General features: G+C 65.9%; 14 protein-coding genes. 8 read left to right on the forward strand and 6 right to left on the reverse strand.

Translation table 11 applies throughout. The features are described 5' to 3' along the window. The first annotated feature begins 86 nt into the window (after positions 1 to 86). The 3 genes from U9J39_RS19905 to U9J39_RS19915 are packed head-to-tail and all read left to right on the forward strand — an operon-like array spanning position 87 to position 1,757. Positions 87 to 983, forward strand: coding sequence for a LysR family transcriptional regulator (locus tag U9J39_RS19905; protein WP_326347842.1), 897 nt, complete (start codon positions 87 to 89; stop codon positions 981 to 983). Positions 984 to 1,020: 37 nt separating this feature from the next. Then, complete coding sequence (locus U9J39_RS19910; protein WP_240987729.1) at positions 1,021 to 1,593, forward strand: SDR family oxidoreductase; 573 nt, start codon at positions 1,021 to 1,023, stop codon at positions 1,591 to 1,593. Then, positions 1,590 to 1,757, forward strand: a complete 168-nt coding sequence (locus U9J39_RS19915) for a hypothetical protein (protein ID WP_326347919.1) — start codon at positions 1,590 to 1,592, stop codon at positions 1,755 to 1,757. Before U9J39_RS19910 ends, U9J39_RS19915 begins: the two co-directional genes overlap by 4 nt. Before the next feature lie 133 nt (positions 1,758 to 1,890). Here U9J39_RS19915 and U9J39_RS19920 read toward each other — a convergent pair whose 3' ends face one another. The 4 genes from U9J39_RS19920 to U9J39_RS19935 form a co-directional block, all read right to left on the reverse strand. Then, complete coding sequence (locus U9J39_RS19920) at positions 1,891 to 3,270, reverse strand: MFS transporter (protein WP_326347843.1); 1,380 nt, start codon at positions 3,268 to 3,270, stop codon at positions 1,891 to 1,893. A 76-nt stretch (positions 3,271 to 3,346) separates the two neighbouring features. Beyond that, complete coding sequence (locus U9J39_RS19925; RefSeq protein WP_326347844.1) at positions 3,347 to 4,087, reverse strand: carboxymuconolactone decarboxylase family protein; 741 nt, start codon at positions 4,085 to 4,087, stop codon at positions 3,347 to 3,349. Between the two features lie 10 nt (positions 4,088 to 4,097). After that, positions 4,098 to 4,934, reverse strand: a complete 837-nt coding sequence (locus U9J39_RS19930; protein WP_326347845.1) for an SDR family NAD(P)-dependent oxidoreductase — start codon at positions 4,932 to 4,934, stop codon at positions 4,098 to 4,100. A gap of 95 nt (positions 4,935 to 5,029) precedes the next feature. Further along, entirely contained in the window at positions 5,030 to 6,085 is a 1,056-nt protein-coding gene (locus tag U9J39_RS19935) for a 3-keto-5-aminohexanoate cleavage protein (RefSeq protein WP_326347846.1), read from the reverse strand. A 130-nt stretch (positions 6,086 to 6,215) separates the two neighbouring features. Between U9J39_RS19935 and U9J39_RS19940 the strand changes: the two genes are divergently transcribed. Both U9J39_RS19940 and U9J39_RS19945 read left to right on the forward strand, forming a co-directional pair. Continuing rightward, on the forward strand, positions 6,216 to 7,250 hold the full coding sequence (locus U9J39_RS19940; protein WP_198036059.1) for an AraC family transcriptional regulator: 1,035 nt from the start codon (positions 6,216 to 6,218) through the stop codon (positions 7,248 to 7,250). Between the two features lie 175 nt (positions 7,251 to 7,425). Then, entirely contained in the window at positions 7,426 to 8,424 is a 999-nt protein-coding gene (locus U9J39_RS19945; protein ID WP_172581812.1) for a Bug family tripartite tricarboxylate transporter substrate binding protein, read from the forward strand. A gap of 53 nt (positions 8,425 to 8,477) precedes the next feature. Here U9J39_RS19945 and U9J39_RS19950 read toward each other — a convergent pair whose 3' ends face one another. Continuing rightward, on the reverse strand, positions 8,478 to 9,404 hold the full coding sequence (locus U9J39_RS19950; RefSeq protein WP_198036060.1) for a LysR substrate-binding domain-containing protein: 927 nt from the start codon (positions 9,402 to 9,404) through the stop codon (positions 8,478 to 8,480). A gap of 182 nt (positions 9,405 to 9,586) precedes the next feature. Between U9J39_RS19950 and U9J39_RS19955 the strand changes: the two genes are divergently transcribed. The 3 genes from U9J39_RS19955 to U9J39_RS19965 all read left to right on the forward strand — a co-directional run bounded on the left by U9J39_RS19955 (position 9,587) and on the right by U9J39_RS19965 (position 12,579). Next, positions 9,587 to 10,660, forward strand: coding sequence for a TauD/TfdA family dioxygenase (locus U9J39_RS19955; RefSeq protein ID WP_326347847.1), 1,074 nt, complete (start codon positions 9,587 to 9,589; stop codon positions 10,658 to 10,660). A gap of 44 nt (positions 10,661 to 10,704) precedes the next feature. Next, positions 10,705 to 11,478, forward strand: coding sequence for an SDR family oxidoreductase (locus tag U9J39_RS19960; protein ID WP_115712242.1), 774 nt, complete (start codon positions 10,705 to 10,707; stop codon positions 11,476 to 11,478). A 108-nt stretch (positions 11,479 to 11,586) separates the two neighbouring features. After that, positions 11,587 to 12,579 (forward strand): Bug family tripartite tricarboxylate transporter substrate binding protein, encoded by a 993-nt coding sequence (locus U9J39_RS19965; RefSeq protein WP_326347848.1) that lies wholly within the window; start codon positions 11,587 to 11,589, stop codon positions 12,577 to 12,579. A 19-nt stretch (positions 12,580 to 12,598) separates the two neighbouring features. Here the strand turns inward: U9J39_RS19965 and U9J39_RS19970 are convergent, their stop codons facing one another. Further along, complete coding sequence (locus U9J39_RS19970; protein ID WP_442784910.1) at positions 12,599 to 12,865, reverse strand: hypothetical protein; 267 nt, start codon at positions 12,863 to 12,865, stop codon at positions 12,599 to 12,601. Positions 12,866 to 13,140 lie beyond the last annotated feature (275 nt).

Here is a 13,140-nt window from a genome sequence, read left to right on the forward strand (position 1 = left end):
TTTTGTTCTGTCCGTGCCGCGAATGATCACGCTCGCCGGATTCCGGTGTAAAGTGCAAATATCACAAGTATTCTTGCGTTGAGCACATGAATTTCGATCTGGCGGACTTGCGGGCGTTTCTGGCCGTGGCCGATCTGGGCAGTTTCAAGGCAGCATCCGATGCGATGTTCTTGTCGCAGTCGGCACTGTCGCGTCGTGTCGATAAACTGGAAGAGGCGCTTGGCGTTGCGCTGTTCACGCGGACCACCCGGAAGGTCGAATTGACTACCCTGGGCCGCATGTTTGTGCACAAGGCGCGCAATGTCATCAACGAGCTTGAAGAGGCCATGCTCGGCATCCAGACCGTTGCCGAGCGGCTGTCGGGCGAGGTGACGCTTGCTTGCGTACCGTCTGCGGTAGGCCATTTCTTGCCCTCGGTCGTGGGGCCGTATCACGAGCGCTATCCGGGGATAAGACTCCGCATCATTGACGAGTCTTCGGGCGATGTCCTCCTCGCAGTCGCGCGCGGCGATGCGGATTTCGGTCTGACCTATATCGGGACGCAGGAGCCAGACATCGAATTCTGCCCTTTGATTGAAGAGGCGTTTGTTGTCGCCTGTCGCAAAGGGCATCCGCTAGCTACGCGAAAAAGCGTCAAATGGAAAGACCTTGGAGGTTTTGACTACATTACGCTCGCGCAAGGCAGCGGCAATCGCTTCCTGATTGACCAGGCCCTTGCGCGGCTGCAGGTAAGACCGCGCTGGTACTGCGAGGTAAATCACGTACCCGCCCTGGTAAGCCTGGTCCAGGCCGGCCTGGGAATCGGTGTTGTGCCTCGAATGGCTTTGCCGCCGAAGTCCGGCAGTGGCCTGCTTGCGATCCCGCTGACTGACCCAGCCATAACTCGAACGTTGGGATTGATCTCGCGTCGAGGACGCCCGTTGGCGCCGGCCGCGCAGATTCTCTTTGACATGCTGATCCGAAGAGGAACAGCAAAACTCTAGGCGCGTGGCATCGAAGTTACTGCAGTGCAAGTGACCGGTGTCGGAGCACCCAGGGTCGCTCGGTAAGTTTCCCACGGCCTCGCTCTACACGCTGACCAAGGGTGCGATCGCAGGCTTCAATCGCAGTCTGGTGCGTGATCTGGGGCCGAAAGGCATCACGGTCAACACCGTCCATCCTGGCCCGACCGACACCGATATGAATCCCGCCGGCGGCCCGGTCAGCGAGATCGTAGGGCCCGGCATTGCCTTGGGCCGATATGGGCAGCCACATGAGATTGCCGGCGTCGTGGCATTCCTCGCCGGCCCGGACGCAGCCTGCATCCAGGCGGTGGTCGCCAACAGCCGTGGGCCTGAAACGCTGCGCGATGCCGTGAAAGCAATCGGGCCTTCGATTCGCCCTGGCACGCGCGAGGAAGCCGCAGCGCAGGAGATCGTGCTGGTGGCCGTGAACTGGTCGAAGCTGCCGCAGGCGCTGGGCGGGTTGCCGGACTTTGGCGGTCGCATTGTCATCGATGCCAACAACCCGATCGAGGCCCCGCTGTTTCGCCCCGCGGACCTGCATGGGCGCTCCTCGAGCGAGTTGTTTGCAGACCTCGTGCCCGGCGCGTGATGTTCTTGTCCGGCGATGATGCCAATGCCAAGGTCGAGGTGGCCAGGTTGATCGATCGTCTTGGATTCTTCGGCATCGATCTCGGTTCGCTCGATGCGGGCGGAAGGCAGCACCAGTTTCCTGGAGGACCGCTGGCGGCGCTGAATCTGGTGAGGTTGGGTTGACTGGGAGAAAGCAACCGAACTAGCGGCGCACCGCGCTCGATCTCCCGTCGCCTCGTTGCTGCGATGCCTGGTACTGAGACTGACTGGCTCCCGCTGTTGCGCCGCGCAGAGTTTCCCACCTCCAATGACGGCACTATGCTCTTTGGGGCGACTTGACTTCGGCTTCGTGACACCCTTCGCGAGATCCGCTGCCGCGTTCCAGCAGCCGCGCCGGCAGCGCAAGCAATAGCGTGACCGCTCCCGTTGCGAGCAGGATAGCCAGCAGGTCGAATGCAAGATAGAGGTCGCCGGTGTGGGTCTTGATCGCGCCCACCGCGATCGGGCTGAGCAAGGCCGCCACGCCGCCCAGGCTGCTGACCAGTGCGATGCCGGCGGGCGCCTGCTGCGCGCCAAGGTACGCCGGCGGAATCGTCCAGAACACCGGCAGCGCGGCCAGGCACGCGGCGGCCCCGACCGTCATGCATGCCACCGCCGGCACCAGTTCGCCGCGCGCGAGGCCCATCAGCAGGAAGCTGGCGGCGGCAACCAGCAGGCAACCCGCCACGTGCCAGCGCCGTTCCAGGCGGCGGTCTGAGCTGCGCGCCAGCAGGTACATCGCTACCAGCCCGAGTACATAGGGCAGCGTGGAGATCCAGCCGATGCGCGACACGTGCGCCTCGCCGAAGCCCTGGATCAGCGTCGGCATCCAGTAGGCGATGGTGTTGGTGCAGGCATAGATCGACAGGAAGGCGAGGCCGATGACGTAGATGCGTGGATCCCGGAGCAGCGCCAGGATGCCGCCGTGCCGGCGCGCCTGGACTTCCTTGCCAAGGTCGCTGGCGAGCATGGCCTTTTCCGCGTGCGTGAGCCACTTTGCCTGGGCGGGGCTGTCGTCGAGGTAGCGCCAGGCCACCAGGCCGAGCAGCATCGCCGGAAGGCCTTCCACCACGAACAGCGCCTGCCAGTCGCGCAGGCCCAGCCATCCATCCAGGTGCAGCATGATCGCTGCCGCCAGCGGACCGCTGATCATCCCGGCGAAAGTGCCCGACATCAGGAACAGCGACGTGATCCGTCCGCGGCGCTGTGCGGGGAACCAGTAGGTCAGGTACAGAATGACTCCCGGGAAGAAGCCGGCTTCGGCCACACCCAGCAGGAAGCGCGCGAAATAGAGCGCCTCGGGCGAATTGACCTGGCTGGTGGCGACGGTCGCCAGGCCCCACAGCAGCAGGATGCGCGTAATGGTCAGGCGCGCCCCGGTCTTCTGCATATAAAGGTTGCTGGGCACCTCGAACAGGATGTACCCGGCGAAGAAGGCCGCCGCGCCGATGCCATAGGCCGCATCCGAGAGACCCAGGTCGCTGCCCATGCGCAGCTTGGCGAACGAGATGTTGATGCGGTCGATCGTGTTCAGCACATAGGCCGCGAACAGGAACGGGAGCAGCCGCCAGGTGATCTTGCGGTAGAGGGCGGCGAGCGAGACGGCATCGTGCGGCGGTGCCGAGGGCATGGCAGAGGCGGGGGCGAGTGGTTGCACTTGGTACTCCTGGGCATTGCAAGTGTTGTCTCCCCTCTCCCATTTATGGGAAAGGGGAGAGAAGCCGGCGGCGGGGTCAGGCCGCGGCTTCGCGCGTGGCGCGGTCCAGCATCGGCACCGCGAGTTCGCAGGCCTCGATGCCTTGCAGGCTGACGATCTTCAGCACCGCCAGGATCTGCGCGCGCGTGGCGCCCAGGCGCAACGCGGCTTCGATATGCCGCTGGGTGCCGTGGCCGTACATGTGGGTGATCGCGGCATCGCCGGCGATGCAGAGGAACTCGATCCACAGCGGCGGCAGGATGTTGTCTGTCCACAGGCCGAAGCCCATGGCCAGGAATTTCTCCAGGTACTGCGGATCCCAGCGGTACAGCGTTTCCCACAGCGGGTTGAACATGCCGTTGGCACGTACCGCGTCGCACACCGGCGTCGCGCCTGATGCGACTGGCTCATCCGGGATGCCGGCGCGGGCCAGTTCCTCGGCCAGTGCCGGCACGCCGACCGCACAGGCATGGATGCCGACCACGCTGGCAAGCTTGAAGACTTCCAGGATCTCGGCGCGCGTGGCGCCCAGCCGGATCGCCTCGCGCACGTGGCGCGATACGCCCGGCTTGTACAGGTGCGTGGCGGTGACGTCGAGGTTCAGGCGAATCAGCGCGACCAGCTTGGGATCGAGCACGCTTTCGGCCTGCGCATCGCGAGCCAGCGCGACCCAGCTGGCAATCCACCTGGGATCCCATTCGGTCAGCGGATCGAGCTCGCCGCCGAGCACGCCGGTATCGCGCAGCGCCTTGTAGTGGGCAAACAGATTGTGTTGCATGGCTGTCTGGTTATGGGGCGGGCTCAAATGACCGAACCGCCGTTGGGACTGATGACCTGGCCGACCAGGTAGTGCTCGTCGCTGGCGAGATGCAGCACGGTCGCGGCGTATTCCTCGACGGTGCCGAAGCGCCCCGCCGGCAGCTTTGCCAGAGGCGGTTGCGGCCGTCTTCGCCGATCTTTTCCAGGTACTGATTGAAGGCGGGCGTCGCGACACCGCCGGGTGCCATCGCGTTGACGTAGATGTTGGCGCCGGCCACTTCCAGCGCCACGGAACGGGTGAAGGCAACCACCGCGCCCTTGGTGGCGCTGTAGTGCGGGCTGTGCGCGCTGCGGGACGAGATCCCGGCGATCGACGCGATATTGACGATGCGGCCGTAGCGTTGCGGCTGCATCAGCCGCAACGCCTCGCGGGTGCAGTAGAAGGTGCCATGCACGTTCACGCCCCAGTAGCGCAGCCATTCCTCGTCGGTGATTTCGCTGGTAAAGCCGAGCGACGCGCGCGGCACCGGCGTCTGCAGGTAGGCGTACAGCTGGTTGCGGCGCTCGGTGTCCACCGGACGGTTCGGGGTCAGCGCGGCGTTGTTGACGAGGATATGCACCGTGCCGAAGGTCTCGCGCGCCTGCGCGAACATGTCGGCCACTTGCTGGCTCGACGATACGTCGCAGACGACGGAAAGGCAGCGCCGGCCTTCGGCCAGGACTGCCTCGCGCGCCGCGGCCAGCGAAGCGGGGTCGATGTCGCAGATCACCAGGTCGGCGCCGGCGCGCGCCAGCGCCACGGCGATGCCCTGGCCCAGGCCGGGGCCGACGCCGGTCACCACGGCGATCTTGTTGGTCAGTTTCATGATCGGTTGCTCGGTTGCTGCAAGGAGGGGCTGTGTTCGGATGCCGACGGCACGCGCGGCCAAGGCAACGCGCATGCCGTGGCGGATGGCTGCACTCAGGCGCAGCCCGGCACCGTGAAGCCGCGTTGCCCCGGCTTGCGGTTCGGCGCCATGCCGAGCCGGCGGATGGTCTCGTCGGCGCTGTCGTACCACTCGTCGATCTTGTAGATGCGGCGCGCTTCCTTGCCGTCGGCGACATCGCGGCCGAGCTCGCGTGCCAGGCGCACGGTCTGCTCGATCTGCTGCACCGAGGTCATGCGCTCGCCCTTGCGGCCCCACAGGTTGTCCTCGATGCCCACGCGCACATGCAGGCCCAGCGCGATCGCCATCGCGTTCATCGGCAGCACCGCGCGCATGGCGCTTTCGATGGTCAGCACCGCGCCGTCCGGCGTGCGACGCGCGAACTCGATCATGTCGGCCGGGTGCAGGCCCGCAGCGCCGCCGCCGATGGCGACGTAGTTCAGGATCAGCGGGCCGCGGTACTGGCCCTTGCGGATCAGGCGCTCGACCGTCTCCAGCTGCGCCACGTGGCCAAGCATGAAGTGCGGCTGGATGCCTGCCTTGCTCAGGCGCTCCAGGTGTTCGATGAAGAACGACGGCTTGGAGTCGACCACCATCTCGCTATACGCCTTCAGATACTCGGGCTTCTCGAGGATGGTGCCCTGCACGTCGTCGGCGGTCAGCATCTCGCAGATATTCATCTGGCTGGTGTTGATCGCGATCGTGACCTGGTCAGGCTTGGGATCGAGTTCCGCCAACATGTGGCGGGTGTCGTAGTCCAGCCACTCGGCGGCCTTGCCTTCGCCTTCGGGTGCGAACGAGATCGAGCCGCCGACCTGCAGCACCATGTCGGGTACGGCCTCACGCAGGCGCGCCAGCATCTCGTTGAACATCGACAGGCGTTTGGAACCCTTGCCGTCCGACTCGCGCACATGCACATGCAGCACCGTGGCGCCGGCGTTGTAGCAATCGACGGCCTTCTGGATCTGCGCGTCCATGCTCACCGGGATATCGTCCGAGTCGGAGGGCAGCCACTGCGGGCCATAGGGTGCGACCTGGATCACCAGTTTTTCCTGGTTTTCGGGAAGCAGGCTGTCGTCGAGAAAATGCATGGATAGTCTCCTGATGGTGAAGCCCTTTGCACGGGGGCGATGCAGGTATTCTGGACGCCGGGCGCATGCTGCGTTTATCCTGTTGTCACTATTTCCTATCCATTTGTCACATCTGGTGAAAACCCGAACCATGAAGCCCGAGCGCCGTTCGGTCCCGGTCGGCACGCTTGCACGGGTGGTCGAGGTGCTGCGGGCGCAGGGCGCCGACCCGTGGCCGCTGCTGGGCCGCCATGGCATCGGCGCGGTGGCCTTGGAAGAGCCCATGGCGCCGGTGGCGCTGACGCTTTGCGGCCGCATCCTGGCCGATGCGGCGCAGGCCTCCGGCCGGCCCACATTCGCGGTGCAGGTCGGCGCCCGCGCCAATATGGAAAACGCCGGGCCGCTGCGCCTGCTGCTGCTTTCTTCGCGCAATGTGCGCGACGCGGTGGACGGGCTGCTGCGCTACGGGCGTATCTGGTACCGCGGCATCGATACGGCGCTGACCGTGCGCGAAGGCTATGCGGTCTTCTCGATCGAAATCGACGGCGCCTTCGCGGGCCGCGACGAACTGCTGACCGCCTACCTCGCGGCCAACCTGCAGATGTTCCGGCTGATGCTCGGCAAGCACTGGTTGCCCGCGGCGGTCTCGCTGTCGCGCCCGCCGCCGCCGGAGCTGGCGCCGTTTGTCGCGCACTTCGGACCCGATGTGCGCTTCGGCCAGCCGCGCGACGAATTCGTGTTCCCGGCCGGCACGCTGGAGCAGCGCTGCGGCGTGGTAGACGAGGCGGTCGAATCCTCGGTGGTGCGCTACCTGAGCGAGCTGGAATCGCATGTCGCGCCGGATTTTCTCGGCCAGGCCCGGCAGGCGATCCGCGACCTGATGCTGTTGGGCGAATGCAGCGCGCCGCGGCTGGCATCGCTGTTCGCGGTGCATCGCTTTACACTGCATCGCCACCTGCAGGACCACGGCACCTCGTTCGCGCAATTGCTGGACGAAGAGCGGGAAGCGCTGGCGCGGCGGCTGCTGAGCCACACCGACATGCCGCTTGGCGATGTCGCGCGGGCTCTCGGCTTCAAGACGCAGGCGGGCTTCAACAAGGCCTTCCACCGCTGGCAGGGTGTCGCGCCCGGCACCGTGCGCGCGGGCGAGCGCCGCAGGCCGCGGCTTACGTTGCATCGCGATTGAGCCCGCGCACGGTGCACCGTGCCGGCATGACCAATCGCTTATGCTTCCGCAGTTTTATTTCATTGGTTTTCGCGGCCGGATCGTGCGCAAAATCCCGGTGCACACACGCCTCCGATGCCTTCTCGACCCAGGGGCATCGCCATTCACAGAAGCGGCGTGGGCTTATGGAGACAATATGAAATCAAGCCCGACATGCCGCGGCAAGCGCGCATGGCATTTCGCAGTACTGGCCGCCACCGCGCTGGCAGCCGCCCCCGTTCTCGCGCAGGGAAACTGGCCCTCGCGCCCCATCCGCATGGTCGTGCCGAGCCCCGGAGGCAGCGGCCCCGACGTGCTGGCCCGTGTGTTCGCCGAACAGATCTCGCAAGCGCTGAAGCAACCGGTGGTGGTCGACAACAAACCCGGCGCCAACGGGCAGCTGTCGGTCGATGCCGTCGTGCGCGCGCAGCCCGACGGCCATACCGTGCTGCTGGCGAGCGCCTCGGCCACCGTGATGAACCAGGCGATCCAGCCGAAGCTGCCGTTCAACATCGTCGAGGACCTGGTGCCGGTCGCGCAGATCGGCTCCGGCGGCGTGCTGCTGGTGGTCGCGCCGGACTTCCCGGCAAAGGACATGAAGTCCTTCGTGGCAACGGTCAAGGCGCGGCCCGGCAAGTATGACTACGGCAGCTGGGGGATCGGCTCGGGCGGCCACCTCGCCATGGCACAGCTGCATACGCTGGCCGGCATCGACCTGACCCATGTGCCTTACAAGGGCGTGCCGCCGATCCTGACCGATCTGCAGGGCGGCGTGCTGAAGATCGCCTTCGTCGACATCACCACCTCGGTGCCGCTGGTGAAGAGCGGCAAGATCCGGCCGCTGGGCATCACCGGCAAGCACCGCGCGCCCGCGTTCCCCGATGTCCCGACCATGGCCGAGCAGGGCTTCCCGATGACCAACGAAGGCTGGTACGGGCTATTCGTGCCCAAGGGCACGCCACGCGAGATCGTCGTGACGCTGAACCGCGAGATCAACAAGGCGCTGCGCTCGCCGGCGCTCGCCACACGCTTCCAGCAGCTCAACATGATGGCCGATCCGCCGCTGACCACGCCGGACGAGTTCGCGCGCACGGTGCGCAACGACTATGCCACATGGGCCAGCGTGGTGAAGGTCAACGGCATCAGGCCGGAATAGCGGCGCCGCCTTGCAGCTAATCGCAGCTGATTCGCGGCCAAAGCGCAGGCCGGTCAGCCGGCCGAGGCCTGTTCCGCACACTGCTGGAACAGCTCGACGGCCGGCGAGGGCGCCTTGCCGGCCAGCGTAAAGGTGGACACCGGCAGCAGCACGCCCGGTATCTCCAGCGGAAGGACATGGGCGAGGCCGAGCGCAGCATAGGCGCGCGCCAGGCGCCCCGTCATCATCGCCACCGCCTGCATCGCCTCCAGCAGGCCCAGCACCAGGCCGGCCGATACCGACTCGACGTGGTTGGCCGGCACCTCCACCTTCATGCGCCGCAGCGACGCGTCCAGGCTCTGGCGCAGCCGGGCGGTGCGCGGCGGCACAACCCACGGGTACGGTGCCAGGTCGGGCCAGTCCACCGTCGCTGACGCTGCCAGCGGATGCTCCGGGTGGACCGCCACCCGCAGCACTTCCTCATACAGGTGGCGCTGCTCGATATCCCCGGCCGTGGCGCGCTCCGACAGCGCCCCCAGCACGATATCAAGGCGGCCGGTGCGCAACTGGCCAATCAGCACGTCCATCGGCGCCTCGTACACCGCGATGTTCAGCGTCGGCATCCGCGCCTTGGCCAGCGCGATGATGCGCGGCGCGAGCGCCAGCGTTGAACCGGGCATGGCGCCGACCGCAATCGATGCGCAGGCGCCTTGCCCCAGCGCCAGCAGCTCGTCGCCGGCGCGGTCCAGCTCATCCAGGATCGACTGCGCATAGCTGACGAAGATCATGCCGTGCGGCGTGGGTTCGATGCCGCGGGGCCGCCGCACGAACAAGGGGTAGCCCAGGCCTTCCTCGACCTCGGCCAGCGCCTTCGATACCGCCGGCTGCGTGATGTTCATCGCGTTCGCGACCCGCGCGACCTGCCGGTGCTCTTCCAGTGCTATGACCAGACGGAGATGGCGTAGCTTCAGTCCGCTGCGCAGGAAGCCGATCGCGTCCATGGTGAAAACCCCTAGAAACAAGCTTGATTCATTGCGATGCGGCCGGTCATGTCACAGCACCGCAGCGTGGATATTACCTTTTGGTTTGGTCAGACGCATCAACTTTCATTAGTCATGCGCGCATTGCCTTCGCACAATGGCTGTACCGGCCCGGCAATGGCCGAGACAACAAGGAGACAGCAATGGAAGCAGCACAGGCGCAAGCAGCACTGAAGGCGGTGGAGACCCCGGCGGCGTGGGAAGCCAGCGACATTGCCGCGAAGGAGAGTGAGTGGGTGGTCTGGCTGAGCGCGGACGAGATCGTGCAGCTGGAGACGGCGCTGGCGCATTGCAAATCGCTGGGCCTTGCCGTGCCGGCCATCAGCAAGGAGACGTTTCCGCTCGGCAGCCTTGCCGCGAAGCTGGAAGACCTGCGCCATCGCCTGGAGCGGGGACTGGGCGTGGTGCTGCTGCGCGGGCTGCCGGTCGAGCGCTATACCAAGATGGATGCCGGCACGATCTACTGGGGCATCGGCATGCACCTGGGCCGCGCGGTCGCGCAGAACGCGTTCGGCGACGTGCTGGGCCATGTCTGGGATCTTGGCAAGGACCCGAAGTCAGACATGACGGCGCGCGGCTATCAGTCGCGCCATCGGCTGCCGTTCCATACCGATGGCGCCGACGTGGTCGGGCTGCTGTGCCTGCGAACCGCGCGCCGCGGCGGCATGAGCAGCATCGCCAGTTCCATGGCAATCCATAACGCCATGCTGCGCGAGCATCCGGAACTGCTGGCGCGGCTGTACCAGCCCTTTGCATTCGACCGCCGGCACGAGGAAGCGCCGGGCCAGGCGCCGTACACCATGACGCATGTGTTCAGCTGGCACAACGGCCGCCTGTTCAACCGCTATATCCGCAGCTTCATCAATACCGCGCAGCGATTCCCCGACGCGCCGCCGCTGGCGCCCGTGGACATCGCCGCGCTCGACAGATTCGACGAATACACGCAGGACCCGCGCTTCCGCATTGACATGGAGCTGGCGCCCGGCGACATGCAGTTCCTGAACAACTACGTGGTCCTGCATTCGCGCACCAGCTACGAGGACCATCCCGAGCTGGACCGCAAGCGCCACCTGCTGCGGCTGTGGCTGTTCACGCCGGGCCTGGCCGACGTGCCCGAGAGCTTCCGGCTGCGCTACCTGCTGACCGACGCGTGGGCCAAGAACCCGCGCCCGCCGATCTATGACGTGAACCAGATCATGGGCGTGACCACGCATTGAAGCGTCCCGCTTTTCCGCTATCCCAGACCAAGGAATCTCTCGCAATGAACGCCCCCATCCTTTCCCTTCACGGCAAGACCGCCTGGATCACCGGCGGCTCCAGCGGCATCGGCCGCGCCTGCGCGCTGTCGCTGTGGCAAGCCGGCGCGACCGTCGTGATTTCCGCGCGCAGCGAAGCGGCGGTTGCCGGTCTCGTCGCAGAATGCGGCAATGAGCGCGTGATCGCACTGCCGCTGGACGTCTCCGACCCTGAAGCTGTCGCTGCCGCCGGCCGCCAGCTGCAGGAGCGTGCCGGCGCCGTCGATATCCTGGTCAACGCCGCCGGCATCAACGTGGTCAACCGCAAGCTGTCCCGCCTGACGCCGGCTGACTGGGACCAGGTCATCGACATCAACCTCAACGGCGCGTTCTACTGCATGCATGCGGTGCTGCCCGGCATGCGCGACCAGGGCGAAGGCACCATCATCAATATCTCGTCGTGGGCCGGACGCTACGCCTCGGCATTGACCGGTGCCGCCTACGGCGCCAGCAAGCACGCCATGGCGGCGATGACCACGTCGGTAGCGATGGAAGAGTGCGCCAACGGCATCCGCGCCTGCGCCATCTATCCCGGCGAGACCGCCACGCCCATCCTGATCAACCGGCCCACCCCGCCCGCCGCAGAAGACCTGGCGCGCATGCTGCAGCCGGAGGACGTGGCCGCGGCGGTGGCCTTTGTGCTGTCCCTGCCGGCGCGCGCCACGGTCAACGAGCTTGTCATCAGTCCCACCTGGAATCGCGCCTTCGTTGGCTTCCAGCCGCCGCCCAGGCGCGGCTGAGCGGCTGAGCAGCCCCGGCGACCGAGACAGCTGCTGCCGTGGCGCAAGATCCAGCGCCAGGCAGCGGCGCGCGGTCAATGCATGGCAGGACAATCCCCGAGGAAGACAATGATGAACCGACGCAGGTGGTTACAGGACACACTTCCCGCCGCCATCGCGGCGTGTCTCGCGCCGAACGTGTTCGCGCAGGCCCCGACACCCTCTCCCTGGCCATCGCGCCCATTGCGGATGATCGTGCCGGGCGGTGCGGGTTCGGGCACCGACGTCGTCGCAAGGGTGTTCTCCGACCCGCTCTCGCGCGCGCTGCGGCAACCGGTCGTGGTCGAGAACCGGCCCGGCGCCAATGGCATTGTCGGCAACAACCTGGCGGCCAAGGCGGCGCCGGACGGCTATACCGTCTTGTTCAGCAACGCCTCCGCGATCGCGATCAACGCAGCGCTGCGTGACGACATGCCCTACGACACGAATCAGGACCTGGCACCGGTGATCCAGGTCAGCGCCGGCGGCGTGCTGCTGGTGGCAACCGCCGAGACGCCGGTGCGCGACCTTGCAAGCTTTGTCGACTACGTCCGCGCGCATCCCAACCTTGCGTACGGCACGTGGGGCGTCGGCTCGACCGGCCACCTGGCGATGGAAGCCATTGCCCGCCAGCGCGACCTGCGCATGCGGCATATTCCGTACAAGACCATGGGGCAACTGCTTACCGACCTGCAGGGCGGGGTCGTCAGCATTGCATTCGTCGACGCGCGTTCGCCGCTGTCACTGATCCAGGCCCGCAAGCTGGTGCCGGTTGCCATGACCGGTACGCGGCGCTCGCCCATGCTGCCGGAGGTGCGCACGCTGAAGGAGCAGGGCTTCGACCTGGATCTCGATGGCTGGTACGGCGTGTTTGTCCCGGCACATACGCCGGCCGGGATCGTGCTGAGGCTAAACGAGGAAATCGCCAGGGTGATGGTGGCGCCGGCATTGCAGGCCAGCTTCGCGCAGCAGGGTCTGCTGTGGGTGGAGAAGAATTCGCCGGAACAGTTTGCGCGTGTGATCCAGAGGGATATCCGGGCGTGGAAATCGCTGGCAGCAAGCGCAAAGATCAAGGTTGACTAAAGACCAGCTCGGAATGCTGTCAGGGGGCGCTACGGATGACCGCGCCTAGGTGGTTCCTGCGGGACAAGGTGTGACAGCGCAAAGTCACCGTCACACCCGCCAGCCGGCTACGCCCTCGCTCAACCATCAACCCATCAAGCTGCATCTTCACCATGCCAAGCAGGCACAGCGCACTGAAGCACCCCTCCGAGTTTTCGCTTTCGTGATCCAGGAGTACGAGAACTCCTTCAATACCAGCGCGAACCTGCTGCAGGCATTCATTGGTCATTTCATCGATCGTCGTCATTGATTCCTCACAAGTGAGTGCGCGCCACTCCTTTCCACGTGAGGGCGGCGGGCCAGTCGACGAGGGTGGAAAGACCGGTCTGACGAGGGGAACCGGCCAGCCTTGCGGCTGCCTCGCTTGGCCCGCCATGGAACCATGCGAGCGCACAGGCGTTGCTTGCTGCAAGCGCAACGCCTGTCCTTGTCAGACATCCGGGCTTTCCACACCCGATCATCGGTGGTCCGATGACGCCACCAGTATTTCCTGCCGGTACCGGGGAATCGATGAGAGATGTC

The organism is Cupriavidus sp. SS-3 (assembly GCF_035818815.1).
In the GTDB taxonomy this organism is placed as follows: Bacteria; Pseudomonadota; Gammaproteobacteria; order Burkholderiales; family Burkholderiaceae; genus Cupriavidus; species Cupriavidus taiwanensis_C.